Annotated in this window: 23 protein-coding genes and 1 tRNA gene; 18 read left to right on the plus strand and 6 right to left on the minus strand. The window is 71.1% G+C overall.

Annotation, left to right across the window (positions count from 1 at the left end; all coding sequences use genetic code 11):
• Nucleotides 1–81 precede the first annotated feature (81 nt).
• Together CIK71_RS15355 and CIK71_RS15360 are read left to right on the plus strand one after the other, a co-directional pair.
• Entirely contained in the window at nucleotides 82–2,655 is a 2,574-nt protein-coding gene (locus CIK71_RS15355) for a transglycosylase domain-containing protein (protein ID WP_096166560.1), read from the plus strand.
• A 197-nt stretch (nucleotides 2,656–2,852) separates the two neighbouring features.
• Nucleotides 2,853–4,349, plus strand: coding sequence for an FAD-dependent oxidoreductase (locus CIK71_RS15360; RefSeq protein ID WP_096166561.1), 1,497 nt, complete (start codon nucleotides 2,853–2,855; stop codon nucleotides 4,347–4,349).
• Here CIK71_RS15360 and CIK71_RS18085 read toward each other — a convergent pair.
• Together CIK71_RS18085 and CIK71_RS15365 are read right to left on the minus strand one after the other, a co-directional pair.
• Nucleotides 4,340–4,546, minus strand: coding sequence for a hypothetical protein (locus CIK71_RS18085; RefSeq protein WP_245857664.1), 207 nt, complete (start codon nucleotides 4,544–4,546; stop codon nucleotides 4,340–4,342). The genes CIK71_RS15360 and CIK71_RS18085 overlap by 10 nt on opposite strands.
• A 16-nt stretch (nucleotides 4,547–4,562) precedes the next feature.
• Nucleotides 4,563–5,117, minus strand: coding sequence for a hypothetical protein (locus CIK71_RS15365; protein WP_245857667.1), 555 nt, complete (start codon nucleotides 5,115–5,117; stop codon nucleotides 4,563–4,565).
• A gap of 195 nt (nucleotides 5,118–5,312) precedes the next feature.
• Here CIK71_RS15365 and CIK71_RS15370 point away from each other — a divergent pair, with 195 nt between their 5' ends.
• Nucleotides 5,313–7,532 (plus strand): catalase, encoded by a 2,220-nt coding sequence (locus tag CIK71_RS15370; protein WP_096166562.1) that lies wholly within the window; start codon nucleotides 5,313–5,315, stop codon nucleotides 7,530–7,532.
• 13 nt (nucleotides 7,533–7,545) lie between these two features.
• On the opposite strand, the gene CIK71_RS15375 is transcribed toward CIK71_RS15370, so the two are convergent.
• Nucleotides 7,546–8,877 (minus strand): APC family permease, encoded by a 1,332-nt coding sequence (locus CIK71_RS15375; protein WP_096166590.1) that lies wholly within the window; start codon nucleotides 8,875–8,877, stop codon nucleotides 7,546–7,548.
• A gap of 179 nt (nucleotides 8,878–9,056) precedes the next feature.
• Here CIK71_RS15375 and CIK71_RS15380 point away from each other — a divergent pair, with 179 nt between their 5' ends.
• The 5 genes from CIK71_RS15380 to CIK71_RS15400 are packed head-to-tail and all read left to right on the plus strand — an operon-like array spanning nucleotide 9,057 to nucleotide 13,082.
• Entirely contained in the window at nucleotides 9,057–10,103 is a 1,047-nt protein-coding gene (locus CIK71_RS15380) for an iron-siderophore ABC transporter substrate-binding protein (protein WP_096166563.1), read from the plus strand.
• A 1-nt stretch (nucleotide 10,104) separates the two neighbouring features.
• Complete coding sequence (locus tag CIK71_RS15385) at nucleotides 10,105–11,094, plus strand: FecCD family ABC transporter permease (protein WP_096166564.1); 990 nt, start codon at nucleotides 10,105–10,107, stop codon at nucleotides 11,092–11,094.
• Nucleotides 11,091–12,077: a FecCD family ABC transporter permease gene (locus tag CIK71_RS15390; protein WP_096166565.1), complete on the plus strand. Its 987-nt coding sequence runs from the start codon at nucleotides 11,091–11,093 to the stop codon at nucleotides 12,075–12,077. The genes CIK71_RS15385 and CIK71_RS15390 overlap by 4 nt, the downstream gene beginning before the upstream one ends.
• The gene (locus CIK71_RS15395; RefSeq protein WP_241963901.1) at nucleotides 12,074–12,874 is read left to right on the plus strand and encodes an ABC transporter ATP-binding protein; all 801 of its coding nucleotides are present in this window, start codon (nucleotides 12,074–12,076) and stop codon (nucleotides 12,872–12,874) included. The genes CIK71_RS15390 and CIK71_RS15395 overlap by 4 nt, the downstream gene beginning before the upstream one ends.
• A gap of 13 nt (nucleotides 12,875–12,887) precedes the next feature.
• Nucleotides 12,888–13,082, plus strand: coding sequence for a hypothetical protein (locus CIK71_RS15400; protein WP_096166567.1), 195 nt, complete (start codon nucleotides 12,888–12,890; stop codon nucleotides 13,080–13,082).
• On the opposite strand, the gene CIK71_RS15405 is transcribed toward CIK71_RS15400, so the two are convergent.
• Nucleotides 13,057–15,042, minus strand: a complete 1,986-nt coding sequence (locus tag CIK71_RS15405) for a S9 family peptidase (protein ID WP_096166568.1) — start codon at nucleotides 15,040–15,042, stop codon at nucleotides 13,057–13,059. The two genes, CIK71_RS15400 and CIK71_RS15405, sit on opposite strands and share 26 nt — an antisense overlap.
• 197 nt (nucleotides 15,043–15,239) lie before the next feature.
• On the opposite strand from CIK71_RS15405, the gene rpsF reads away from it, so the two are divergent.
• The 9 genes from rpsF (at nucleotide 15,240) to CIK71_RS15450 (ending at nucleotide 21,039) form a co-directional block, all read left to right on the plus strand.
• On the plus strand, nucleotides 15,240–15,530 hold the full coding sequence (gene rpsF, locus CIK71_RS15410; RefSeq protein WP_096166569.1) for a 30S ribosomal protein S6: 291 nt from the start codon (nucleotides 15,240–15,242) through the stop codon (nucleotides 15,528–15,530).
• A gap of 56 nt (nucleotides 15,531–15,586) precedes the next feature.
• Complete coding sequence (locus CIK71_RS15415; RefSeq protein WP_096166570.1) at nucleotides 15,587–16,135, plus strand: single-stranded DNA-binding protein; 549 nt, start codon at nucleotides 15,587–15,589, stop codon at nucleotides 16,133–16,135.
• A 63-nt stretch (nucleotides 16,136–16,198) separates the two neighbouring features.
• Entirely contained in the window at nucleotides 16,199–16,435 is a 237-nt protein-coding gene (gene rpsR / locus CIK71_RS15420) for a 30S ribosomal protein S18 (protein WP_096166571.1), read from the plus strand.
• A gap of 17 nt (nucleotides 16,436–16,452) precedes the next feature.
• Nucleotides 16,453–16,923 carry a 50S ribosomal protein L9 gene (gene rplI, locus CIK71_RS15425; protein WP_096166572.1) on the plus strand — a complete coding sequence of 157 codons (471 nt, stop codon included), beginning with the start codon at nucleotides 16,453–16,455 and terminating at the stop codon, nucleotides 16,921–16,923.
• A gap of 84 nt (nucleotides 16,924–17,007) precedes the next feature.
• Nucleotides 17,008–17,283: a hypothetical protein gene (locus CIK71_RS15430; protein ID WP_096166573.1), complete on the plus strand. Its 276-nt coding sequence runs from the start codon at nucleotides 17,008–17,010 to the stop codon at nucleotides 17,281–17,283.
• A 40-nt stretch (nucleotides 17,284–17,323) separates the two neighbouring features.
• Entirely contained in the window at nucleotides 17,324–18,766 is a 1,443-nt protein-coding gene (locus CIK71_RS15435; RefSeq protein WP_241963902.1) for an amino acid permease, read from the plus strand.
• Nucleotides 18,767–18,884: 118 nt separating this feature from the next.
• A tRNA-Leu gene (locus tag CIK71_RS15440) sits at nucleotides 18,885–18,968 on the plus strand.
• A gap of 90 nt (nucleotides 18,969–19,058) precedes the next feature.
• Nucleotides 19,059–20,171: a magnesium and cobalt transport protein CorA gene (locus CIK71_RS15445; protein WP_096166574.1), complete on the plus strand. Its 1,113-nt coding sequence runs from the start codon at nucleotides 19,059–19,061 to the stop codon at nucleotides 20,169–20,171.
• 40 nt (nucleotides 20,172–20,211) lie between these two features.
• The gene (locus CIK71_RS15450) at nucleotides 20,212–21,039 is read left to right on the plus strand and encodes an alpha/beta hydrolase (RefSeq protein ID WP_096166575.1); all 828 of its coding nucleotides are present in this window, start codon (nucleotides 20,212–20,214) and stop codon (nucleotides 21,037–21,039) included.
• 3 nt (nucleotides 21,040–21,042) lie between these two features.
• Here the strand turns inward: CIK71_RS15450 and CIK71_RS15455 are convergent, their stop codons facing one another.
• Nucleotides 21,043–22,419: an NAD-dependent succinate-semialdehyde dehydrogenase gene (locus CIK71_RS15455; RefSeq protein WP_096166576.1), complete on the minus strand. Its 1,377-nt coding sequence runs from the start codon at nucleotides 22,417–22,419 to the stop codon at nucleotides 21,043–21,045.
• A gap of 120 nt (nucleotides 22,420–22,539) precedes the next feature.
• Between CIK71_RS15455 and CIK71_RS15460 the strand changes: the two genes are divergently transcribed.
• The gene (locus CIK71_RS15460; protein ID WP_096166577.1) at nucleotides 22,540–23,481 is read left to right on the plus strand and encodes an NADP-dependent oxidoreductase; all 942 of its coding nucleotides are present in this window, start codon (nucleotides 22,540–22,542) and stop codon (nucleotides 23,479–23,481) included.
• Here CIK71_RS15460 and CIK71_RS15465 read toward each other — a convergent pair.
• Nucleotides 23,474–24,022: an NYN domain-containing protein gene (locus tag CIK71_RS15465; protein WP_096166578.1), complete on the minus strand. Its 549-nt coding sequence runs from the start codon at nucleotides 24,020–24,022 to the stop codon at nucleotides 23,474–23,476. The two genes, CIK71_RS15460 and CIK71_RS15465, sit on opposite strands and share 8 nt — an antisense overlap.
• Nucleotides 24,023–24,347 lie beyond the last annotated feature (325 nt).

The following is a 24,347-nucleotide window of genomic DNA, read 5'->3' on the forward strand; positions in this document are numbered from 1 at the left end:
GATGTGCGTGCTCATACTGGGAGGCCGTGCACCCTCGGTGCCCGCGGCACCGTACGACACCTCGTAGGACCAGGAGCAGACATGAGCGATTCCCGACGCGACGGCGCACGCCGTGCTGCCGGAGTGCGGCGCACGTCCTCCGCGAAGTCCGCAGGCAGGTCGTCCAGGACTCCCGCGCCCAAGAGCGCGAGCCGCACGCCGAAGAAGTCCGGTGCCGCGACCGCAGGGGCGTCGGCCTCGGCGTCGAAGGGCGCGAGCCGCACATCGGTGAACTCCCGTCACGCGGGGTCCACGGGGAAGCGCGGGGGTGCCCAGAAGGTCGCGGCGACGAATTTCCTGAACTATCCGCGCGCCGGGAGGAAGAACCCCTGGCGCTGGATCCCCTCGCTGCGGATGATCGTCGGCGCCATGGCGCTCATGGTCCTCGCCGGCCTCGGCTTCGCCGTCTGGCTCTACAACGACACCGCGGTGCCCGAGCCGTCGGACTTCGCTCTCGCGCAGACCAGCCGCGTCTACTACGCCGACGGCGAGACGGAGATGGGCACGTTCAGCGAGATCAACCGCACCGAGCTCGAGTCCGACGAGATCCCCCAGAACGTCAAGGACGCGGTCGTCGCGAGCGAGGACTCGACGTTCTACGAGAACCGCGGCGTCTCCCCGCGCGGCATCGTCCGTGCCCTGGTGAACAACCTCCAGGGCGGGGCCCGTCAGGGCGGCTCCACGATCACCATGCAGTACGTGGAGCGGTACTACACCGGCACCGAGACCTCCTATGTGGGCAAGGCCAAGGAAGCGATCATGGCCCTGAAGATCGATCAGGAGCTGGAGAAGGACGAGATCCTCTCCCGTTACCTGAACACGATCTACTTCGGTCGCGGTGCCTACGGCGTGCAGGAGGCTTCGCAGGCCTACTTCGGCAAGGACGCCGCGGACATGAACGACGCCGAGGCGGCGCTGCTGGTCGCGGTGATCCCCGGGCCTTCCTCCTACGATCCCGCCAACAACGAGGAGAAGGCTGTCGAGCTGTGGGGCCGCGTGATCTCGCGGGAGGTCAACGTGGGCGAGATGTCCCCGGAGGACGCCGACGCGCTCGAGTTCCCGGAGACCATCGAGCCCAAGAGCGAGAACTCGCTGGGCGGCACCAAGGGCTACCTGCTGGACCAGGTGCGCAACGAGCTCGTCGACGAGGGCTTCACCGAGGACGAGATCAACACCGGCGGCTTCACGATCGTCTCGACGATCGACACCGGGATCCAGGACAACACCATCGAGGCGATCAAGAACCTGCCCGAGGACCGTCCGGAGAACAACCACGTCGGCACCGTCACGATCGATCCCTCCTCGGGGGCGATCCGCGCCCTGTACGGCGGCGAGGACTTCGTGGCCCAGCCCCGCAACGACGCCACCCAGTCGCGCATGCAGGCCGGCTCGATCTTCAAGACCTTCACGCTGATCGCGGCGCTCGAGGACGGCTATCCGCTGGACTCCTACTGGGACGGCAACTCGCCCAAGTCGTTCCCGGGCTGGACGGTCAACAACTTCAACAACACCGACTACGGGCGGGTCTCGCTGCGCAAGGCGACCGAGAGCTCGATCAACACGGCCTACTCGGAGCTGAACCTGGAGATCGGTCCGGAGCGCACGCGGGACACCGCGGTCACCCTGGGCCTGCCGGAGAAGACCCCGGGCCTCTCGGCCGACGCCTCCAACGTGCTCGGCTCCGCGTCCCCCACGGTCGCCGAGATGGGCGAGGTCTACGCGACCATCGCCGCCGACGGCGTGCACCGCGACTCCTTCATCGTGGAGTCGGTGACCCGGCCGGACGGCTCCTCGCGCTACGAGCACAAGAGCGAGGAGAAGCAGGCGATGGACAAGAACGTCGCCATCAACGCGACCGTCGCGCTGCAGGGGCCGCCGACGACGGGCTCCGCCCGTTCGCTGCAGAACGCCATGGGCGGCCGCCCGGTGGCAGGGAAGACCGGCACCTCGGAGAAGTTCCGCTCGGCCTGGTTCGTGGGCTTCACGCCGCAGCTGGTGACCGCGGTGGGGATGTTCCAGCCCTCCGAGGACGGCACCACTGAGGAGTCCCTGACCCCCTTCGGCGGCGTCACCAGCATGACCGGCGGCAGCTACCCGACCACGATCTGGGGCGACATCATGTCGAAATCGCTCGAGGGTCAGGAGATGCTCCAGTTCCCCGGTGAGGTCCCGCTGGACAACGAGACCCGCGAGCGCAGCGCTCCCAGCCCGGAGCCCCCGGCCCCGAAGACCACGCAGGCCCCTGCCCCGGAGGAGCCCAGCGAGGAGCCCTCCGAGGAGGAGACCACGGAAGAGGAAGAGCCTTCGGAGGGGCCGTCGGAGGAGGAGACCACCGAGGAGGAGGAGCCCTCCGAGGAGGAGACCACCACCGAGGAGGAGGAGCCCTCGGACGAGCCCACGGAAGAGAAGACTTCCGATAAGCCCACTACGGACGGCGGCGAGGACAGCACCGAGGGTAGTGACGGCGAGAGCAGCGGTGACGGCGCTGACGATGGCGGCGATGACAACACCGACGACAGCGGTGACGACGGTGGCAACACCGGTGACGAGGACGGCGACAACGAAGCCCTTGCCCCGAATAACCGGGCCGCGCCCGGCCGCGAGGACGACGCCTGAGCCCTGAGCAGTCGGGCCCGATCCGCTCTCAGGGCGCTCGCCGTGGCGGATGGCCGTCTCGCCCGCGGGTGACGACGGTGCCGTCGGGCGACCGCTCGGTCCATCCGAAGCGTCTGCCGCTGCCTGATCGTCCCGCTCCCTAGAGTGGGCAGCGGGCCGCCCACGGCCCATCCGACGATGGATGGAGAGCAGCTGCCATGACCTCACTCTGGCTCGACGCCCATGACCCCTCGCGCATCCCGGTCTCCGACCTGCCGGTGGGCCTCTCGTACGACGTGGCCGTCGCCGGCGGCGGTCTCACCGGCCTCGCCACGGCGGTGGCCGTGGCCCGCTCCGGGAAGCGCGTGATCCTCCTGGAGGCGCGCACCGTGGGAGCGGTCGCCACCGGGAACACCACCGCGAAGCTGACCGTGCTCCAGGGGACGCGGCTGTCCACGATCCGTCGGCGGCATTCGCTCGAGGTCGCCGGGACATATCTCGCCGCGAACCGCGACGCCCAGGACTGGGTGCTCGAGCTGTGCGCACGGCACGCGGTCCCGGTCCAGCGGCGGGCCGCCTACAGCTACGCCACCACGGCCCCCGGTGCCCAGAGCCTGCGCAGCGAACTGGAGACGGCGCGTGCGCTCGGCCTCGATGCGCGCTGGGAGGACACGACGGAGCTGCCGTTCCCGATCACGGGTGCGGTGGCGCTCGAGGACCAGGCCCAGTTCGATCCGATGGAGGTGCTCGGCGCGCTCGCCGCGGAACTGCACAGCCTGGGCGGGATCATCGTCGAGGGCGCTCGTCTCACGGGCGCGAACCGTCGTGGCCCGCTGACGCTGACCACCACCGCTGGTGAGGTGCGTACTGATCGTCTCGTCCTCGCCACCGGCAGTCCGGTCCTGGATCGCGGTGGGCAGCCGCTGAGAATGGTGCCGCACCGCTCGTACGCGCTCGCCTACCGGGTGCCGGCGGCGGGCTGGGTGCCCCGCGGCATGCACGTCTCGGTCGACGGCCCCGTCCGCAGTCTCCGCTCGGCCCCGCAGGGTGACGAGGAGCTGCTGCTGGTGGGCGGCAACGACCACGTCACCGGGCGCACCGAGTCGCCGCGCGCGCAGCTCGCGGACCTGCACGACTGGGCGCTCGAGCTCGCACCAGGAGCTGAGCGCACCCACTCCTGGGCGGCCCAGGACTACGAGCCCGCCGGCGAGCTCCCCCTGATCGGAGCGCTTCCGGGCAGTGAGGGGACGATCCTCGCCGCCACCGGCTATGCCAAGTGGGGGATGACGAACGCCGTCGTCGCCGCACTGGCGATCGCCGGATCGCTCGACGATCGCGCCCCCGGATGGTTCGCGACCCTGCATGCTGCGAGCGGGGGTCTCGGGTCCCTCGCCCAGGAGGCGACGATGGGCGCGCAGGTGGGAAAGGAGCTCCTGAAGGGCTGGACGGGCGCGGAGCTGCATGCGCTGCCCGAGCAGGCACCGCCGGAGGGGCAGGGCGTCGTCGGCCGGGCGCAGGGCAGGCCGGTGGCCGTGTCCACCGTGGAGGGACGCACCTGCGCCGTCTCGGGAGTCTGCCCGCATCTGGGAGGTGTGCTGCGCTGGAACGATGCGGAGCGGTCCTGGGACTGCCCGCTGCACGGATCGCGCTTCGCGCCGGACGGCACGCTCCTCGAGGGCCCCGCGGTGACGGGGCTCGGTCCCGTTCAGCCCTGAGCGTCGCGGGAGGGGCGGCGCAGGCTCTCCCTGCTGCCATGGGTGAGCTGGCGCAGGTCGGTGGAGTCGTCGAAGCTCGCACCGAGCCCGCCGGCGACCACGCCGAGGGCGGCGCTCAGCCAGGCGATGTCGACATAACGGGCGAAGGTGGCCGGCTCGCCGAGGACCCCGCTCATGAAGTCCGGGTCGATCACCACCAGGCTCCCCCGAGGATCAGCACCACGAGAGCGATGTAGAGGGAGAGCACGCAGAGGAAGAGCGTGAGCACGGTGGAGAGGTTGTAGTACAGCAGGACGGTCGTCGCATCGTCCCGCTCCACCGGCTCCAGCGCAGGGAGTAGCGGGCCCGGTCCTGCTCGGTCAGCGCATCCCCCCGCTGCATCACGCACGCCATGAAGACGGTCACCAGGCGCTCGCGCCCGGAGAGCACCCCGATGGTGGGCAGGGAGAGCGTGGCCACCTCCCGGTCCGGCAGCAGCTCCGCGATCAGCGCCCGCTTGTCGGCACGGCGCGGCATCTCGGTGAGCAGCAGCGTCATGTCCACATGCTCGTAGTCGCCTCGCACGGCGTCCACGGGGGCCAGCGCGAGGGTGTTGGAGTCGCTGATGCCGAGGAACTGGGTGCGCACATGGACCGTGGCGGCGCCGAAGACGGCGGCCAGCTCCTCCTCGAAGCGGCCCTGGGCCGCCCGGGCGCGATCGACGCACTGACCAGGATCGGCCAGCACGAGCACGGTGAATCCGACGTCCTGCGGGGGTCGCTCGTCCATCGTCGCTCCTGGATCAGGGGGTGCGGGACGCCGTCAGCGTAGAGCGGCGAGCACGGCACGTCACCCGGACGGACCGGTCGGTACCCACGGGTCCCTGGAGGTCAGCGCCCGGCGGCTTCCCGGCCGACGAGGACGGGCCTACGGTGAGGTGAGTCACGGACGATCCACCCGACCTCCTTCAGGAGTGAGCACGCCATGGTCCCCACGAAGAAGACCCCCACCCCGGCACCCGGCAGGCCGAGCAGTCGGCCGCCCTCGCTCGAGGAGCCCACCGAGCCGAGGGGACCGCTGCCGCCGAAGCCCGATCAGGAGGCCGCCCAGCCCCGCACCCCCACGGGAGCCGAGCCGAGCCCGGAACGCAGGACCACCGCCCAGCAGGGCGAGTTCCTGACCACGTCCCAGGGCGCGCGGCTGCGGGACACGGACCACTCGCTGAAGGCGGGCCGACGCGGCCCCGTGCTCCTGCAGGACCATCATCTGCGCGAGAAGATCACGCACTTCGACCACGAGCGGATCCCGGAGCGCGTGGTCCACGCCCGCGGCGCGGCGGCGCATGGCGTGTTCGAGGGCTACGGCACGGCGGAGTCCGTCTGCCGCGCGGGCTTCCTCGCGAAGGGGAAGCGCACCGAGGTCTTCACGCGCTTCTCGACGGTCGTCGGCTCCCGCGGCTCGATGGACACCGCCCGCGACACCCGCGGCTTCGCGACCAAGTTCTACACCGACGAGGGCACCTTCGACCTGGTCGCGAACAACATCCCGGTGTTCTTCATCCAGGACGGCATCAAGTTCCCCGACGTGGTGCATGCGGCGAAGCCCCACCCGGATCGCGAGATCCCCCAGGCCCAGAGCGCCCATGACACCTTCTGGGACTTCGTCTCCCTGCACACTGAGGCGCAGCATCACACCCTGTGGTTCATGGGCGACCGCGGCATCCCGCGCTCCTTCCGGATGATGGAGGGATTCGGGATCCACACCTTCCGGCTCTCCAACGCCGAGGGGGAGAACTCGCTGGTGAAGTTCCATTGGAAGCCGACGCTCGGCGTGCATTCGCTGACCTGGGAGGAAGCCCAGCTCCTGGGCGGCGCCGACCCCGACTTCCATCGACGAGACCTCTCCGACGCGATCGAGGCCGGTGCGCATCCCAGCTGGGAGCTGGGCATCCAGGTGTTCCCGGACAACGAGGAGCAGAGCTTCGAGGGGATCGATCTGCTGGATCCCACCAAGTTCGTGCCCGAGGAGCTCGCCCCGGTGCAGCCCATCGGGCGGCTCACCCTGAACCGCAACCCCAGCAACTACTTCGCCGAGACCGAGCAGGTCGCCTTCAACCCCGGCCATCTCGTGCCCGGCATCGACGTCACGGACGACCCGCTGCTGCAGGTGCGGCTGTTCTCCTACGTGGACACCCAGCTGACTCGGCTGGGCGGGCCGAACTTCGCTCAGCTGCCGATCAATCGGGCCCACGCCCCGGTCAACGACATGCTGCGGGACGGCTACGGGCAGCAGGCCGACCCTGCGGGCGTGGCCCCCTACCGCCCGAACTCGCTGGACGGCGGCTGCCCGTTCCTGGCGGGCGAGAGGGACGGCGCGTTCGAGGATCTGCCCGTGCGGGTGCCGGAGGGCGTGAAGGAGCGGGAACTCTCCGCGACGTTCGAGGACCACTTCAGCCAGGCGCGTCTGTTCTGGCGCAGCATGACCCTCGTGGAGAAGGACCACATCGTCGACGCCTACTCCTTCGAGCTGGGCAAGTGCTACGAGAACACCATCCGTGAGCGGCAGCTGCAGTGCCTGGCGAACATCGACGAGGAGCTGTGCACGCGGGTCGCCGCCGCGCTCGGGATGCCCGCCCCGGGACCGACGGTCCCGGCGGACGACGGGTCCGACGGCGGGGTGGCCACCAGCGCGCCGCTCTCGCAGCTGCGCGGCAGCTGGCCCACCGACGGTCGGATGATCGGCATCGTCGTGGACCCGGAGGGAGATAACTCCGGGCTGCTCGACCTGCACGAGGCCGTGGTCGCGGCCTCCATGACCCCCGTCGTGATCGCGCCGCGCGGCGGCGAGGTGGCGGGCGTGCCCGTGGGCCGCACCTTCGGGACCGCCGCCTCGGTGGAGTTCGACGCCCTGCTGCTGGCGGGCACTCCGCTGACGGCGCCGGATTCACGGCCCTCGGTCGATCCGAAGGCCGGAGCTCCCGGCTCCGGGGACGTCGAACCGCGGGTGGGGAAGCTGATCGACGAATGCTGGCGCCATGCCAAGGCGATCGGCGCCTGGGGCGAGGGCCGCGCGGCGCTGGAGGCGCGCACCGCTCCCGGCGGCGCCGGAATCGTGGTCGGCGAGGACGGGCAGACGGTCCTCGGCGAGATCCAGTCCCTGCTGGAGAGCCACCGCGTCTGGGAGCGGTTCCCGGCCGGAACCTGACGCTCTCGGGTCCTCAGGCCCTGCCCGCCGCCCGTCGGCGCCATCCCGCGATGACCGCCAGCAGCGCGCCGACGGCGAGGATCGGCAGGCCCAGGCGCCACACCGTGCCCTCGACCTGCGTCATCAGCAGGAGGCACGAGGCCAGTCCGCCGATCGGCAGCACCGTCGGCACGCGGAAGTGCCGCTGCTCGACCTCGTCCCGTCGGAGCACCAGCACTGCGGCGTTCACCGCCAGGAACACCACCAGGAGCAGCAGCACCATGGTGCTGGCCAGCACGTCGATCGTGCCGGTGAGGGCGAGCAGGAACGACAGCGCCGCCGTGACGAGGATCGCGACCCACGGCGTGCGACGTCGCGGCAGGATCCGGGTGAGCACCTGCGGCAGCAGTCCGTCCTGCGCCATCCCGTAGGCGAGGCGGGAGGACATGATCCCGGTCAGCAGGGCGCCGTTGGAGACCGCGACCAGGGCGATCACGCTGAACACGACGGGCGGGACCAGCCCGGCGGCGGAGACGACCTGCAGCAGCGGCGCGGAGGATTCGGCGAGCTCCGCTGTGGGGACGACAGCAGCGGCCGCGGCGCCCACGAGTGCGTACACGACCCCGGCCACCAGCAGGGCCCCGAACAGCGCCCGCGGATAGGAGCGCGAGGGATCCTTCGTCTCCTCGGCGATGTTCACGCTGGTCTCGAAGCCGACGTAGGAGTAGAAGGCGAGGATGCTGCCGGCGAGCACGGCGGCCACGGGCCCGTTCTCGGGCGTGCCGAGCTCGGTGAGCCGGCTGAGGTCGCCGTCCCCGCGGCCCACGACGATCGCCCCGAGCACGATCACCAGCAGCAGACCGCCCACCTCGATCAGGGTCGCGACCCGGTTCGCCCCGAGCGATTCGGAGATCCCGCGGGCGTTGAGCAGGGCGAGCAGCGCGACGAACACGAGGACCACCAGGATCGTGGGCAGGGAGATGAACTCGGCGAGGTAGTCACCGGCGAACCCCAGGGAGAGCGCCCCCACCGAGACGATGCCGGCGGCCAGCATGCAGAAGCCCACCAGGAACCCGACCACGGGACCGAAGGCACGGGTCGCGTAGTGGGAGGAGCCGCCGGCCTTGGGGTACTTCGTGGCCAGCTCGGCGTAGGAGCCGGCGGTCAGCAGTGCCATCAGCAGCGCCACGAGCAGGGGCACCCAGACGGCGCCGCCGGCCAGCGCGGCGACCTCCCCGGCCAGCACGTAGACGCCCGCTCCGAGCACGTCACCGAGGATGAACAGGAACAATGCCGTGGTGGTGACGGTGCGGCGCAGTGTTGCCGTGCCGGCCGAGGAGCTGTCGGAGCTGTCGGTGCTGGTCATGGCGCTCACCATAGAGTTCCCGCCCGCGCGCTGCCGGACCGATCGGTTGCCCTCGCGGCAGGATCGCGCCGACGGACGAGCGCTGTTATCCGGATCACCGTCGGCCCGTGGGGCCTCCCGCGAGTGAATTACGTGAGGTTAGTCTTCCCTAAGTCGACCCGCCTTTCGCCAGGAGAGCCATGCCCGTCACCGCCCGCTTCACCCGCCGCGCCTGGATCACCGGGGCCCTCGCCGCGCCGCTCGCGCTCGCCGCCTGCAGCGGTGGGGCCGACGGCGCCGGATCGTCCGCCTCCGACGGGGAGGGCACCGGGGACTTCACCCCGGTCACCATCGAGCATGCCCTGGGCACCGCCGAGATCACCGAGAAGCCGCAGCGCATCGTGACCCTCGGCCAGGGCTCCGCGGAGACCGCGATCGCGCTCGGCATCATCCCCGTCGGCGTCGAGGAGTACCCGTGGGGCGCCGACGACAGCGGGTACCTGCCCTGGATCCACGAGGCCGTCACCGAGGCCGGCGGCGAACTGCCCGAGCAGTTCACGGGCGCCACCGAGCTCGATGTCGAAGCGGTCCTCGCGCTCGAGCCCGACGTGATCCTCGCGCCGTGGTCCGGCGTGACCCAGGAGCAGTTCGACATCCTCACCGACATCGCCCCCACCGTCGCCTACGCCGAGCAGCCCTGGGTCATCACCTGGGAGGAGCAGATCACCACGATCGGCAAGGCGCTCGGAGAGGACGACGCCGCGAAGGGCCTGATCGACGAGATCCACGAGACGTTCGAGAAGTCCGCGCAGCCCGGCTACGCGGACCACACCTTCTCCTTCGTCTACAACTCCGGGCCCGGCACCCTGGGCGTCTTCTACCAGGACGAGCAGCGCGTCGCGATGGTGCGCGCCCTCGGGCTCACCGTCGACCCCGTGAACCAGGAGCTCGGCGAATGGGACGTGCCCGGCACCGACTCGGCGATGATCGGCCTGGAGAACGCCGACAAGCTCTCCGACTCCGACCTCATCTTCACCTTCTACTCCGACGAGAAGAACCGCGAGGAGACCGAGGCGCAGGACCTGTACGCCGCGATCCCCGCCGTCGAGCACGGCGCGATCGTCGCGCCGACGGACCAGTCATTCGTCACCGGCTCCTCGATCATCAACCCGCTGACCGTGCCGTGGGCGCTCGAGCGCTACATCCCGATGATCGACGACGCGATCACGAAGGTCCCCGCCAGCTGAGATGAGGCGCCTCCCACCCTGGGCCGCCCTGGTCATCGTCTCGGCGGTCCTCCTCCTGGCCTGCCTCGCGAGCATCGCGCTGGGCAGTCGGGAGATCGACCTCGCCGGGCTGTGGCAGGTGGTGCGCGGCCGCGAGGACGAGCACCTGCGCCAGGTCATCGCCGCCCGCGAGGCCCGCACGGCGCTCGGCGCGGTCGTCGGCGCGGCGCTGGCCGCCTCGGGCATGCTCATCCAGGGCGTCACCCGCAACCCGCTCGGCGAGCCCGGACTGCTGGGCGTCACCTCGGGGGCCTCGGCCGCCGTCGTCACCGCGACCGCCTTCCTCGGCTTCTCCGGCGGCGCGGCCACGGTCTGGGTCGCCCTGCCCGGTGCTCTGCTCGCCGTGCTCGTCGTCTATCTGCTGGGCCGCCCCGCGGGGTCGCACTCGGTGGTGCCGCTGATCCTCGCCGGCGCGGTGATCTCGGCCGTGCTCTACGCCTACATCCAGGCCATGATCCTCACCCGTCCCGACGTGTTCGACTCCTTCCGCCACTGGGTGGTGGGCTCGCTCGCCGGTGCCTCCTACGCCACCCTCGGCGCGGTCGCTCCGGCGCTCGTGCTGGGCGTCGTGCTCGCGGCCGTCGTGGCGCCGGGTCTGAACACCCTGGCCCTCGGGGACGACGTCGCCACCGCGCTGGGCACCCCCGTCGCGCTGCTGCGGGCCACGACGATCCTCGCCGCGACCCTGCTCGCCGCCGGGGCGACGGCCGCCGTCGGCCCTCTGGCCTTCGTGGGCCTCGCCGTCCCCCACCTGGTGCGCGCCCTGGTGGGCGGCGATCATCGCTGGCAGCTGCCGATCGCCCTCGTGCTGGGGGCCGCGCTGCTGCTGGGGTCCGACGTGCTGGCCCGCGTGATCGCCCGCCCGCAGGAGCTCATGGTCGGGGTGATCACCGCGTTCCTCGGCGCCCCGTTCCTGCTGTGGGCCGTGCGCCGCGGGAAGGTCACCGCATGAGCGCCCGCTCCCTGACCCTCGGCGCCCTGCTGCTGGCAGCGATCATCGCCGGCAGCCTCGCCACCCTCGCCTGGGGCGAGCTCGGCGTGGGCGTGCCGGACCTGCTCGCGGCCGCCCGCGGTGAGGCCAGCACCACGGCGACCTTCGTGCTCGAGCGGCTGCGCGGGCCCCGCCTGCTGGTGGGCATCGGGGCCGGCCTCGCCTTCGGCCTGGCCGGAGCGCTGTTCCAGACGGTCACCCGCAACCCGCTGGGCAGCCCGGACGTGATCGGCCTCGGCGCGGGCGCGGGGGCCGGGGTGGCGCTCGCGACCCTGCTCCTTCCCGGGCTCGTCCCCGCCCCGGTCGGCGCGATGGTCGGTGCGGGCGTAGCGATCGGCCTCGTGCACCTGTCCACCGGGCTCGGCTTCGCCTCCCCGGCGCGGGTGATCATCACCGGGATCGGGGTCGCGGCGATGGCCACCGCGGTCACCCAGTACGTGGTCGCCGTGGCGCTGCGCGATTCCTCGACCCAGCTCGCCGGCTACCTGGTGGGCACGCTGAACTCCCGCAGCCTGGGCCAGGCCGCCGTGATCGGCGGCTGCCTGCTGGTGCTCGCCCCCGCCGTCGCGCTGCTCTCCCACGACCTGCGCATGATGGACCTCGGCGACCAGCTCGCCGAGGCCCTGGGGGGCAGCGCGATCCGCACCCGCACCTGGGCGATCGTGCTGTCGGTGCTGCTGGCCGCCGCCGGCGTGGCCGTGGCCGGCCCGATCGCCTTCGTGGCGCTCTCCGCCCCGCACATCGCCCGCCGGATGGTCGGCGCCCCCGGCCCCCATCTGGTGCTGTCGGCCCTGGTCGGAGCGCTGATCATGGTCCTCGCCGATTTTGCCGTGCAGCACGTCGGCCCGCTCGAGAACCTTCCCGTCGGCGTCATCACCGCCGCCTTCGGCGGCGTCTACCTGGGATACCTGCTCGTCACCGCATGGAAGAAGGCCGACGCGTGAACACCTCCTCCCGCACCACCTCGTCGCTGCGCCTGGCCGACGCGACCGTCGCCTACGGCCAGCGCCCGGTGCTCGACGGATTCGACTTCACCGTGCCGAGCGGGCGGTTCACCGCCGTCGTCGGCCCCAACGGCTGCGGCAAGTCGACGATGCTGAAGTCCCTCGCCCGCACCCTGCGGCCCCGCGCCGGCGCGGCCCTGCTCGACGACAAACCGCTGGGCCGGTGGCGCTCCCGCGCCGTCGCGCAGCGCATCGCCCTGCTCCCGCAGGACCCCGTCGTGCCGGAGGGGATCACCGTGAAGGGGCTCGTGGCCCGCGGCCGCCACCCCTACCACTCGCCCTGGCGGCAGTGGCTCCCGGGTGACGACGAAGCGGTCTCGAAGGCCCTGTCGGCCACCGGCGTCGCGGATCTCGCCGAGCAGGGCGTCGAGGGGCTCTCGGGCGGCCAGCGCCAGCGGGTGTGGATCGCGATGATCCTCGCCCAGGACACGGAGTACGTGCTGCTGGACGAGCCCACGTCGTTCCTCGACGTGGGCCACCAGGTCGACGTGCTGCACCTGTGCCAGGACATGCGCGCGCAGGGGCGCACCGTCCTCGCCGTGCTGCACGACCTCAACCAGGCCGCGCGCTATGCGGACCAGCTGGTCGTGATGGACGGCGGACGGGTCGTCGCCGCCGGTCAACCGGCCGACGTGCTCACCGAGGAGCTGGTCGCGGAGGTGTTCGGCCTGGCCGCCGAGATCGCCGCGGACCCGCAGAGCGGCACGCCGATGGTGGTGCCCGTGCATCGTCGATGACACCATCGGAGCCATGCGATGCGAACAGTGCGGTGGCAAGATCCGAGGCAGGACCTACACGTCGGTGACCGGGCGCAAGCTGTGCCAGCGCTGCGGGACCCGCTTGCAGGGCCGCACCGCGGGCGCGGTCAACGGCAGCGGCATCTCGGGCCGCCGCGCGACCTCCGGCTGGTACGCCCGCGTCAGGAAGGCGATGGGGAAGCGCTGAACACCCGGCCCCACCACTCCAGCACGGCCTCGAAGCGCTCCGTGCGATGGCGGGGCCGCCCCGAGCGCGTCAGCTCATGGTCCTCGCCGGGGAAGAGCAACATCTCGGCCTCGACCCCGGCGCGTCGCAGCGCCGTGTAGTACCGCGTCCCCTGTTCGAGCGGGCAGCGGTGGTCCTCCTCGGCGTGGATCACCAGCGTGGGCGTGCACACCTGCGCCGCGACCTCGAAGGCGCTCCGGCGGGCGATGTCCTCGGCGGAGGCGCCGATGTACTCGTCCCCGAAGTAGCTGCCGATGTCGCTGGTGCCCTGGAAGCTCAGCGGATCCAGGAACCCGCGCTCCACGATCGCCCCGCGGAAGCGGTGGTCGTGCGCGATGAGCCATGCGGTGAGGTACCCGCCGTAGGAGCCGCCCATGATGCCCAGGCGCTCCGGATCCAGTCGTGGATCGGCCGCCAGGGCGCCCTCGAGCAGATCGATCACGTCGTCCGCGTCGACCGTGCCGAAGCCGCGGCGCACCGCCCGGCCGTGCGCCCTGCCGTATCCGGCCGAGCCGCGCGGGTTGCCGTGGACCACCGCGTATCCCGCCTCGACCAGCACCTGCACCTCGTCGAACACGCCCACGCCGTAGGCGGCATGGGGGCCGCCGTGGATCATCAGGAGCGTCGGGAAGGGGCCCACGCCCTCCGGCGCGGCGACCCAGCCGTGCACGGGATATCCGGACCGTCCCGTGAGCTCCAGCTCCTGCGGCGCCACGATCCCCGCCGCGCGCAGCTCCTCGCCCGTCTCCACCAGCACCGCCGTCCCGCCCTCCGGGCCGACGAGGAGCAGGGTCCCCGGCGACTCCGGCGTGGTGACGCTCGCGAGCACGCGACCGCCCGCCGCGCCGGCCGATTGCACCTCGACGTCCCCGCCGAGCACGACGGTCGCCCCGCCGTCCCGGTCGATCCGCAGCAGGTGCACCCGGCCCCGGCGCGGCGCCGTGACCAGCAGCTCGTCGCCGTCGGCCACGAGCGGAGCGGTGATCTCGAGGGACTCCGGGTCCGTCAGCCGGCGCGGCCCGTCCGCCTCCAGCAGCCACACGGCGATGTCGGGCGCGACGGCGTCCCGACCCCCGACCGGCTGCGAGGCGAGCAGCGCCGCCGTACCGTCCTCGAGCACGGCGACGTCGTGCACGCGCAGACCGTCCTCGCGGTGCAGCAGCACCGTCTCCGTCGTGCCGTCCAGCGGGACCGAGATCAGCTCCGTGCGCAGGTCACGGCGGTCCCGCTCATAGGCCTCGCGCACGACGAGCACGGACCGGCCGTCGGCCGGCACCGCGAGCGAGGAGTGCTCGGCGGGAGCGGCGGTGAGCCGTGCGGCCTGCGCGGGAGCCGACGGGATCGGGGCGAGCTCGCCGCCGGGATGGGGGGCCGCGGGATAGATCGGCTCCGTCCCGGGGGAGACGGCGTCGACCACGAACACCTGGGCGGGGCGGTCCGGCGCGTGGCCCAGGCCGTTGGCGTGCCAGCGCACGCCCGTGATCCGACGCGGCGACTCGGCCTCGGGGCCGAGCCCCTCGACGGTCCCGTAGCGACCGGGCTCCGGGTCGCGCGCGGTGAGCACCAGGCGTGCGGCGTCGGGCGTCCAGGCGAAGCCGGTCACGCCGAGCGGCAGATCGGTGAGCCGCATCGGCTCCCCGCCGCGGGCGTCGAGCAGGTGGAGCTGGCGGCGGCCCTCGTCGTCGGCGCGCAGGAAGGCGATCGTGGCGCCGTCCGGGGAGAGCACCGGGGCGGTGTCATGCAGCCCGCGGGTCAGCAGACGGGGCGCGGGGTCGCCCTCGAGCTCGATCCGCCACAGCTGCCCCACCTCCCGGTTCGCGCGCAGATCGGGCCGGGAGGCGGCGTGGACGGCGAAGGAGCCGTCGGGCGCGAGGGACGGGCGGGAGAGGGAGATCAGGTGGTCGATGTCGTGGGGCTGCACCCCTCGAACCTAGCGCGCACGGGGCCGCGGCTGTGATGCCTCGCGCACGTCGGGATCCTCTCTGGCCCTCGCAGGTCGCGCCGGGTAGTCTTGGCCGGTCCGTGACGTGCATCGCCGATGCCCGGAGCGGGCGGCATGAGCCCTCCTGCCACGGAGAGACCGTGGCCGTAGAGACCACAGGAGGTGGGTACCAGAACATGCGCAAGTACGAAATGGTCGTGATCCTCGACCCGTCCGTCGATGAGCGGACCATCACCACAACTTTCGAGAAGCTCGTCCAGGTCATCCCGGCCGAGGGCGGCACAATCGACAACGTCGACATCTGGGGCAAGCGGAAGTTCGCCTACGAGATCGACAAGAAGACCGAGGGCATCTACATCGTCCTCAACTTCACCGCGAAGGCCTCGACCTCCCAGGAGCTGGACCGTCAGCTCGGGCTCAACGAGTCCGTCATGCGTACGAAGGTCATGCGTCTCGACGCCAAGTGAGCTGCGCTCACTGATCCCCGCACCACACCTACCCCAATCGGAGCAGAGGAGCACCCATGGCGAATGACACCGTCATCACGGTGGTCGGCAACCTGACCGCGGATCCCGAGCTGCGCTTCACGCAGTCCGGCATCGCGGTCGCGTCGTTCACCATCGCGTCCACCCCCCGCACCTTCGACCGTCAGTCGAACGAGTGGAAGGACGGCGAGGCTCTGTTCCTGCGCTGCTCCATCTGGCGCGACGCCGCGGAGAACGTGGCCGAGTCGCTGGAGAAGGGATCCCGCGTCGTGGCGCAGGGTCGCCTCAAGCAGCGCTCCTTCACCGACCGTGAGGGCAACAACCGCACGAGCATCGAGCTGGACGTCGACGAGATCGGTCCGTCCCTCCGCTACGCCACCGCGAAGGCCAACAAGGTCCAGCGCGGAGGCGGCGGTGGCGGCCGCGGCGGCTTCGGCGGCGGTGCTCCGCAGGGCGGTGCCCCCCAGGGCGGCTTCGGCGGCCAGGGTGGTCAGGGTGGCTACAACAATGCGCCGCAGGGCGCTCCCAGCGCCGACCCGTGGGCCGGCGGCGGGAACCAGGGCGGATACGACGACCCGCCCTTCTGATCCACTGAAATCCTCCATCCCGGGTGCATGCCCGGGCTCCCCTCAGAAAGAAGGAGCACCACGATGGCCAAGCCTGTTCTTCGCAAGCCGAAGAAGAAGCAGAACCCGCTGAAGACCGCCGGTCTCGAGACCGTCGACTACAAGGACGCCGCGCTGCTGCGCAAGTTCGTGTCCGATCGCGGCAAGATCCGTGCACGTCGGGTCACCGGCGTCACCGTCCAGGAGCAGCGCAAGATCGCGAAGGCCGTGAAGAACGCCCGCGAGATCGCCCTCCTGCCGTACTCGACCTCCGGTCGCTGAGCGAGGAAGGGAATCACATGACCACCAAGCTCATCCTCACCAACGAGGTCTCCGGCCTCGGCGCGGCCGGCGACGTCGTCGACGTCAAGGACGGCTACGCCCGCAACTTCCTCATGCCCCGCGGTCTCGCGACCCCGTGGACCAAGGGCGGACAGCGTCAGCTCGACCAGATCCGCTCGGCCCGCGGCAAGCGCGCGATCGCCAGCGTCGAAGACGCCCAGTCCCTGAAGGCGACCCTCGAGTCGAAGCCCGTCGTCATCGCGGAGCGCGCCGGCCAGACCGGTCGCCTCTTCGGTGCGGTCTCCCCCAAGGAGATCGCCGTCGGCGTCAAGGACGCCTTCGACAAGGACATCGACCGTCGCACCGTCGAGTTCCCCACGCCCATCAAGGCGCTGGGCGAGCACAAGGCGACCGTGCGTCTGCACGACGAGATCTTCGCGAACCTCGTCGTCCAGGTCGTCGCCGCCAAGGGCGCCGTCAAGGCCTGACCGACGCACCTCGTCCGACGCCCCTGCACCGATCCGTCGGTGCAGGGGCGTCGTCGTCCCCCGGTCAGCGGGTAGATTCCTCGTATGTTCGGACGCGCAGCACAGCAGCAGAAGCAGATCGACCACCTCCAGGCGCAGGTGCGCGGGCTCGAGGCCCTCGTGGGCGAGCTCGCCGGCCGCGCCGGCGTGGGAGAGGCGGAGCTCCGGCAGCTGCGCGACCGGTCCGGACGCCAGATCCCCGCGGAGTGCCGTCGGCTGGTCGACGAGGGGAGGACCATCGAGGCGATCAAGGTGTACCGCGAGCACACCGGCGCCGGGCTCAAGGACGCGATCGACCGATACCGGGAGCGCGAGGGCTGAGAACTCCCGTCAGGGCACCGCTCCGGGCTACCCTCGTGCGGTGACCACTCCTTCCCCTGACTCCGCCCCCGCCGTCGAGCGCGGGATCGACGGGCACCTGGCCCGTTCCCTCGGCCACGGGCAGATGGCGATGATCGCCATGGGCTCGGCACTCGGGACCGGCCTGTTCCTCGGTTCCGGCGAGGCGATCGGATATGCCGGCCCGGCCGCGATCGTCTCCTTCGCGATCGGCTCGCTGATCGCCGCGACCATCGCCCTGTCGATGGGCGAGATGGCCTCCCGTCATCCCGTGCGCGGCGGGTTCGGCACCCTTGCCGCCCGGTACCTCTCGCCCTACTGGGGCTTCCTCACGCGCTGGCTGTACTGGATCGTCACCGTCGCCGTGACCGGCACCGAGCTGGTCGCCTGCGCGACCTATCTGGCCTACTGGTTCCCCGCCGTGCCGGTGTGGGCCGGCATCCTGGCGTTCGCCGCGATCATCGTCGGGATCAACCTCGCGAGCGTGGGCTCCTTCGGCGTCATCGAGTTCGCCCTGTCCTCGATCAAGGTGATCGCCGTGCTGGTGTTCATCCTGATCGGCGCGTTCCTGGTGTTCTTCGGCCTCCCCGAGCAGAGCGCACCGGGACTGTCGCTGCTCACCTCCGAGGGCGGGTTCCTGCCGATGGGCTGGTCCTCGGTGTGGATCGCGCTGTCGGTGGTCATGTTCTCCTTCGGCGGCATCGAGCTGCTGTCGATCACGGCCGCGGAGGCGAAGGACCCGGCACTCTCGATCCGCACCGCCGCCCGCACCACGATCGTGCGCCTGGCGTTCTTCTACGTGCTCAGCATCGGCATCGTCCTGGCGCTGGTGCCGTGGCGGGAGGCGTCGTCCACCGGCGAGGACGTGGCGACCTCGCCCTTCGTCATGGTGTTCGACCGCATCGGCATCCCCGGGGCCGCCTCGGTGACCAACCTGATCGTGCTGATCGCGGCGCTGTCGGCCGCCAACGCGAATCTCTATGCGGGCAGCCGGATCCTGCATTCCCTCGCCTCCGATCGGCTCGCCCCGCGCCTTGCGGCACGCACCTCCCGCCGGGGCGTCCCGGTGGTGGGCATCGCGGCGAGCACGGTGGGCATCGTCGGCGCGGCGGTGCTCGCCTTCAGCGGCGTGGGCGGGGTGTTCGGGTACATGATGAGCCTCGTGGTGTTCGCGGTGATCACCGTGTGGATGCTGATCCTGATCAGCTACATCGCCTTCCGTCGTGCCGGGGTACAGGGCGCGACCTTCCGCATGCCCGGCGGGATCGTCTCCGCGGGCGTCGGCGTCGTGGGCCTGCTCGCCGTGTTCGCCACGGTCTTCGTGCGCGAGAGCATGCAGATCGCGGCGATGGTGGGCATCCCCGCGGTGCTGGTGGCCACGATCCTGTACTTCACCGTGGCCCGACGGCGGATCGATCACTCCGACATCGACGCGGCCTTCGACGAGGCCGAGAGCATGCGCTGACACGTCCGAACGTGTCCTTCGTTACTGTGCGGCCCGTCGGCTTCCGGGCCGAGGTTCTCCGGGGGTAACCTAGGGGAACCTTCGGCCTCGACGCCTTGAGACTCGGTGCCGGAGATACGCGCAAGTGGCGGAATTGGTAGACGCGCACGGTTCAGGTCCGTGTGCCGGAAACGGCGTGGGGGTTCAAGTCCCCCCTTGCGCACCGCAGGGATTCCCCGGTTCACTCAGGTGGACCGGGGTTTTTCGTGCCCGGAGCCGGACCGCCCGACCGGTCCAGGAAGAAGGAGCTGCCATGCCCGCACGACGCCACGGCCTCCGCCGCGCCGAGAAGGCGCGTCGGCGGCAGGGAGAAGCCGACGCAGCGATGCGCGGCGCCGACGCCGCCCCGATGACGCGCTACGTCTCCGGCGGGGTGCCCGCGATGCCGCCGGAGGGTGACTCGATGGCCGACGCCCTGGCCTTCTCGCAGTCCGCCCCGGACCGCATGGTGATGTTCTTCTATCCGGAGCCGAGCCGTGAGGACGTGCTCGAGCTCGAGGAGGCCTGGGAGCTGCACCCGGTCCTGGTCGAGGATCTGCTCAACGCCCACCAGCGCCCCAAGCTTGAGCGCTATGGGGACGTGCTGTTCCTGGTGGTCCGCTCCGCGCGCTATCTCGACGCGGTCGAGGAGGTCGAGTTCGCGGAGTTCCACCTGCTCGTGCGCCCCGGCGCGGTGGCGCTGCTGTGCCAGGACGGCCGGTGGCTCGACGGCACCGACAAGCCGCTCCTGGACGACGACCACCCGCTCACCGCGACGCGGCGCGAGCGCGCCCTGCTGGGCGACCTCGACCTGCTCGCCCTTGGCCCGGAAGCGGTCCTCTACCGGGTGCTCGACACCATCGTGGACGGCTACGGCCCGGTGCTGCGCGGGCTCACGCTCGACAAGGAGCAGATCGAGCGGCAGGTCTTCAGCGGGGATGCCGCCGTGGCCGAGCGGATCTACCGCCTGAGCCAGGAGGTCATCGACATGCAGCAGGTCGTCACCTCGCTGACCGACGTGATCGATGGGCTGCAGGAGGGGTTCGGGAAGTACGAGATCCCCGAGGAGCTGCAGGCCTACCTCGACGATGTCTCCGACCATCTGACCCGCGCCGCCTCGAAGACCCGCGATCTGCGTGACGCCCTCTCCCAGATCCTGAACGTCAATGCGACGCTCGTCGCCCAGAGGCAGAACGAGGACATGAAGAAGATCTCCGGCTGGGCGGCGATCCTCTTCGCCCCCACGCTGGTCGGCGCGATCTACGGCATGAACTTCGACGACATGCCGGAGCTCCACTGGGCGCTGGGGTATCCGATGGCGATCGGCATGATGGTCGCAGTGGCCGTGCTGCTGTTCATCGTCTTCAAGCGCAGCAAGTGGATGTGAGCGCCGCGCAGATCCGGGCGCGACCGGGCATGATGGGCTCATGAACACCGACGACCAGGCCACCGATCTCACCCTCACCGGCCACGGGGGCGCCCTCGTCGGCCGGGCCTGGACCATCGCCGAGCCGCGCTGGGTCGCGGTGCTCTCGCATGGGTACGGCGAGCACGTCGGGCGGTACGAGTGGGTCGCCGGCCGCCTGAACGAGGCCGGTGCAGCCGTCTACGCGGCTGACCACATGGGCCATGGCCGCAGCGATGGTCAGAGGGTGCTGATCAGCGACTTCGAACCGGTCGTGGAGGATCTCGACCTCGTGGTCCAGCATGCCATCGCGCAGCATCCGGGCCTGCCGGTCGTGCTGATCGGCCACTCCATGGGCGGCATGATCGCCGCTCGGTACACCCAGCTGCACGCCGATCGGCTGGCGGCGACGGTGCTCACCGGGCCCGTGCTCGGCTCCTGGATCACCGTGGACAGCCTGCTCGAGCTCGACGAGATCCCGGCGACCCCGATCGACCCCGGCACGCTCTCCCGCGACCCGGCCGTCGGCGCCGCCTATGCCGAGGACCCGCTGGTGTGGCACGGAGCGTTCCTCCGGCCCACCCTGGAGGGTCTGCAGCAGGCCATGCGCACGATCACCGCCGCCGGGAGCGTCGGCGAGCACCCGCTGCTGTACCTGCACGGGGAGGACGACCGCCTGGTCCCGCTCCCCGCCAGCTGGGAGGGCCTGCACGAGCTGCGCGGGCCGCGCACCTTCATGAAGACCTATCCCGATGCGCAGCACGAGATCCTGAACGAGACCAACCGCGACGAGGTCCTCGCCGATGTGATCGGCTTCGTGGACGGTGTGCTGAGCCTCCCCGCCGACTGACCCTCAGGCGGTCGCGGTGCGGCGCAGGCGGACGTTCACGAACTCGCCCATGCCCCACCGGCCGAGCTCACGGCCGTATCCGGAGCGCTTCACCCCGCCGAACGGCAGGCCCGCCTTCGTGGTGCCGTGCTCGTTGATGTAAGCCATCCCGACGTCCAGACGGTCCGCGACCTCCTGGGCGTGCTCGAGATCCCGGCCCCACACGGACCCGCTGAGGCCGAAGGGCACGTCGTTGGCGAGCTCCACCGCCTCGTCGACCGTGCCCGCAGCGTGGATCACCGCGACCGGGCCGAAGATCTCCTCGGCGTAGGCGTCCATGTCGGGGGTGACGCCGGTCAGCACCGCAGGGCTCATGAAGGCGCCCTCGCGATCCAGCGCCGCGCCCCCGGTGTGCAGGGTGGCTCCCTGCTCGACGGCGCGCTCGACCTGCTCGACGACGCCGTCCCGGGCACCGATCGAGGACAGCGGGCCGACGTCGACCTGCTCGTCGAGCGGGTCGCCGACGGTTGCGGCCTCGAAGACCTCGACGACGGTGTTCACGAACTCGTCCAGCCGATCCGACGGGACGATCATCCGCTTCGGCGAGTTGCATGCCTGCCCGGCGTTCGAGAGCCGCGCTGTCGCGACGGTGCGCGCGACCTGCTCGAGCTCCGCGTCCTCGAGGACGATCAGCGGGTCCGAGCCGCCGAGCTCGAGGACCGACTTCTTCAGGTGCTTCGCGGCGTTCTCCGCCACTGCGGCGCCGGCCTTCTCGCTGCCGGTGAGCGACACGCCCCGCACCCGGGGGTCGGCGATCATGTCGGCGAGCTGGTCGTGCGAGACGAAGACGTTGAGGTAGGCGCCGTCGGGCACTCCCGCCTCATGCAGGATCGCGGCCATCATCTCGGAGGAGGCGGCGCAGATCCCCGCATGCTTGAGGACGATCGTGTTGCCCGCCATCAGGTTGGGGGCGACGAATCGGGCCACCTGGTAGTACGGGTAGTTCCAGGGCATCACGCCGACGAGGGGGCCGATCGGCTCGGTCTGCACGAGGGATTCCTGGGCACCCTGAGGATCCAGCTGCTCGGGCGCGAGCAGCTCGGGTCCGTGCGTGGCGTACCAGCGGTAGATGGAGCCGGCCAGCGCGACCTCTCCGATCGACTGCTGCAGCGGCTTGCCCATCTCCGTCGCGATCAGCTCGGCGAGCTCCCTGCTCCGGGCGTCGTAGGCGTCGGCGACCCGCTCCAGCGCGGCTGCCCGCTCCTGCGCAGGGGTGGCGCGCCAGGAGGAGAAGGCGGCGTGCGAGCTGCTGAGAACGTTCTCGATGCCGGCGTCGTCCAGAGTGCCGAATTCCTTGTCGGTCCGTCCCGTGGTCGGGTTGGTCGTCGTGTATCCAGCCATCTCCTCACCGTTGCCGGTGAGCTCGACTATGTAAAGGGGAGGGGGCGATATCAGGGGTCCGAGCGACCGCACGGTCCGCAGTCGTTGCCCGGTGGCGGCGGCGGGTGCTAGGCAGAGGGCATGCGTGCCATCGGAGTGACCCAGTACGGAGGCCCTGAGGCGTTGCACGAGATCGACGTCCCCGCCGAGGAGCTCGGCGCCGGGAGCGTGCGGATCCGCGTGAACGCCGCCGCGGTGAGTCCCACGGACACGGCCGTGCGCAGCGGGGCCCGCTCGGAGTCCGACCGCGCCGAGGATCCCGGCGACGTCCCCGGTATGGACATCGCCGGTGTCGTCGCGGAGATCGGCCTGCAGAGCGAGGCCGGGCTCGCCGTCGGCGATCGCGTGGTGGGGATCGTCGTGCCCGCCGGTGCGCACGGCGCCTATCGGGACGAGATCGTGCTGCCGCTGAGGTCAGTGGTGCGCGCCCCGGCGGGCCCCTCGGACGCGGAGGCCGCGACGCTGCCGATGAATGCCCTCACCGCTCGCCGCGCGCTGGACCTGCTCGCCCTGGAACCCGGGCGGACGCTCGCCGTCACGGGCGCGGCCGGCACCCTCGGCGGATACCTGATCCAGCTGGCGAAGGCCGACGGCCTCAGGGTGATCGCCGACGCGGCGGAGCAGGACGAGCAGCTGGTCCGCACCCTCGGAGCCGACGAGGTGGTGCGCCGCGGCGCCGACGTCGCGGACCGCATCCGCGATCTCGTCCCGGACGGCGCCGACGGCCTCGCCGATGCCTCCGTCCAGTCCGCGCAGGTCCTCCCTGCCGTCAAGGACGGCGGTGCGGTCGCCACGTTCCGCGGCTACCAGGGCGAGGGAGCCCGCGGCGTGAGGGTCCACCCGGTGAGGGTGCGCGACGTCGCGCAGGAGCGCGAGATGCTCGACGAGCTCCGCGACCTCGCCGCGCAGGGCGTGCTCACCCTGCGCGTGGCCGACGTGCTTCCTGCGGCGCAGGCCGCGGAGGCGCACCGCCGGCTCGAGGCCGGAGGCGTGCGAGGGCGACTCGTCCTCGACCTCAGATGAACTCGAGCGGATCGAAGTCGTCGATGTCGATGATCCGCACGCGCGGCAGTCGGCTGGTGAACGCGGCGACGTCGTACTCGAGGTCGTGGAACTCGATGCCCGGGATGTCCTGCAGGTCCGCGGCCATGAACTCGCGGAAGCCCACCAGGGCGGTGCGCCGATCCGGCGTCGAGGCCAGATCCTCCATCTGCGGGACGAAGTCCTTGTCGTGGCTGACCAGCATGACGTCCGCCGGGCGCGACTGCAGCGCCTCCGCGGTGCGCTGGATCGCGATGTCCACGACCTTGCCCTCGCCACGCAGCGGCACGGTCTTGTAGCCCAGCGCGATGAGCGCCTGCACGAAGCCCGAGGGCAGGCTGTCGCCGACCGCGAGGAAGAACAGGCCCTTCACGGGCTGAGCCCACGAGTCCTCCGCGTGGTGGAGCAGCTTGTTCCAACGGGGGCGCTCCTCGGGCTGAGGGCGTCGGCCGAGGACCGAGATGCCGAGCGTGGCGTCGATGTTCTCGCCGTCCACCAGGAGGTACGTGGTGCGTTCTGTCATGGTTCGACCTTACGCGCTCACGAGTCCGCTCACCGACCCCCGCGCGGGGGTGACGCGGGGAGAGGGGGCGGGTGCGGCTCATGCACGGACTCTGTGCGGATTCTGTGCGGATTCTTCGTGGAATTGTCGGAATGATGGCGGTGGGTGGCGAGGAATGTGCGCGACGCTTCCTCCACAATGGCAGTTCATCCACATGGTGAAGAGAAGTATTGACTTCTTGCGAAATGCGGGATTCATGGCGGGTGTCGGCGTGGCACCGGAGTGTTCTGCGGGAGGCGCGTCGCATCACGGGCAGTAGGGATCGCGAGTCGCCGTGCGACGGAGC

It is taken from the genome of Brachybacterium alimentarium, from assembly GCF_002332425.1.
GTDB classification, from domain to species: domain Bacteria; phylum Actinomycetota; class Actinomycetes; order Actinomycetales; family Dermabacteraceae; genus Brachybacterium; species Brachybacterium alimentarium.

Coding starts and splice junctions, on each gene's coding strand:
- CIK71_RS15355 (WP_096166560.1), top strand. CDS start 82: ATGAGCGATTCCCGACGCGACGGCGCACGCCGTGCTGCCGGAGTGCGG.
- CIK71_RS15360 (WP_096166561.1), top strand. CDS start 2,853: ATGACCTCACTCTGGCTCGACGCCCATGACCCCTCGCGCATCCCGGTC.
- CIK71_RS15365 (WP_245857667.1), bottom strand. CDS start 5,117: ATGGACGAGCGACCCCCGCAGGACGTCGGATTCACCGTGCTCGTGCTG.
- CIK71_RS15370 (WP_096166562.1), top strand. CDS start 5,313: ATGGTCCCCACGAAGAAGACCCCCACCCCGGCACCCGGCAGGCCGAGC.
- CIK71_RS15375 (WP_096166590.1), bottom strand. CDS start 8,877: ATGACCAGCACCGACAGCTCCGACAGCTCCTCGGCCGGCACGGCAACA.
- CIK71_RS15380 (WP_096166563.1), top strand. CDS start 9,057: ATGCCCGTCACCGCCCGCTTCACCCGCCGCGCCTGGATCACCGGGGCC.
- CIK71_RS15385 (WP_096166564.1), top strand. CDS start 10,105: ATGAGGCGCCTCCCACCCTGGGCCGCCCTGGTCATCGTCTCGGCGGTC.
- CIK71_RS15390 (WP_096166565.1), top strand. CDS start 11,091: ATGAGCGCCCGCTCCCTGACCCTCGGCGCCCTGCTGCTGGCAGCGATC.
- CIK71_RS15400 (WP_096166567.1), top strand. CDS start 12,888: ATGCGATGCGAACAGTGCGGTGGCAAGATCCGAGGCAGGACCTACACG.
- rpsF (WP_096166569.1), top strand. CDS start 15,240: ATGCGCAAGTACGAAATGGTCGTGATCCTCGACCCGTCCGTCGATGAG.
- CIK71_RS15415 (WP_096166570.1), top strand. CDS start 15,587: ATGGCGAATGACACCGTCATCACGGTGGTCGGCAACCTGACCGCGGAT.
- rpsR (WP_096166571.1), top strand. CDS start 16,199: ATGGCCAAGCCTGTTCTTCGCAAGCCGAAGAAGAAGCAGAACCCGCTG.
- rplI (WP_096166572.1), top strand. CDS start 16,453: ATGACCACCAAGCTCATCCTCACCAACGAGGTCTCCGGCCTCGGCGCG.
- CIK71_RS15430 (WP_096166573.1), top strand. CDS start 17,008: ATGTTCGGACGCGCAGCACAGCAGCAGAAGCAGATCGACCACCTCCAG.
- CIK71_RS15445 (WP_096166574.1), top strand. CDS start 19,059: ATGCCCGCACGACGCCACGGCCTCCGCCGCGCCGAGAAGGCGCGTCGG.
- CIK71_RS15450 (WP_096166575.1), top strand. CDS start 20,212: ATGAACACCGACGACCAGGCCACCGATCTCACCCTCACCGGCCACGGG.
- CIK71_RS15455 (WP_096166576.1), bottom strand. CDS start 22,419: ATGGCTGGATACACGACGACCAACCCGACCACGGGACGGACCGACAAG.
- CIK71_RS15460 (WP_096166577.1), top strand. CDS start 22,540: ATGCGTGCCATCGGAGTGACCCAGTACGGAGGCCCTGAGGCGTTGCAC.
- CIK71_RS15465 (WP_096166578.1), bottom strand. CDS start 24,022: ATGACAGAACGCACCACGTACCTCCTGGTGGACGGCGAGAACATCGAC.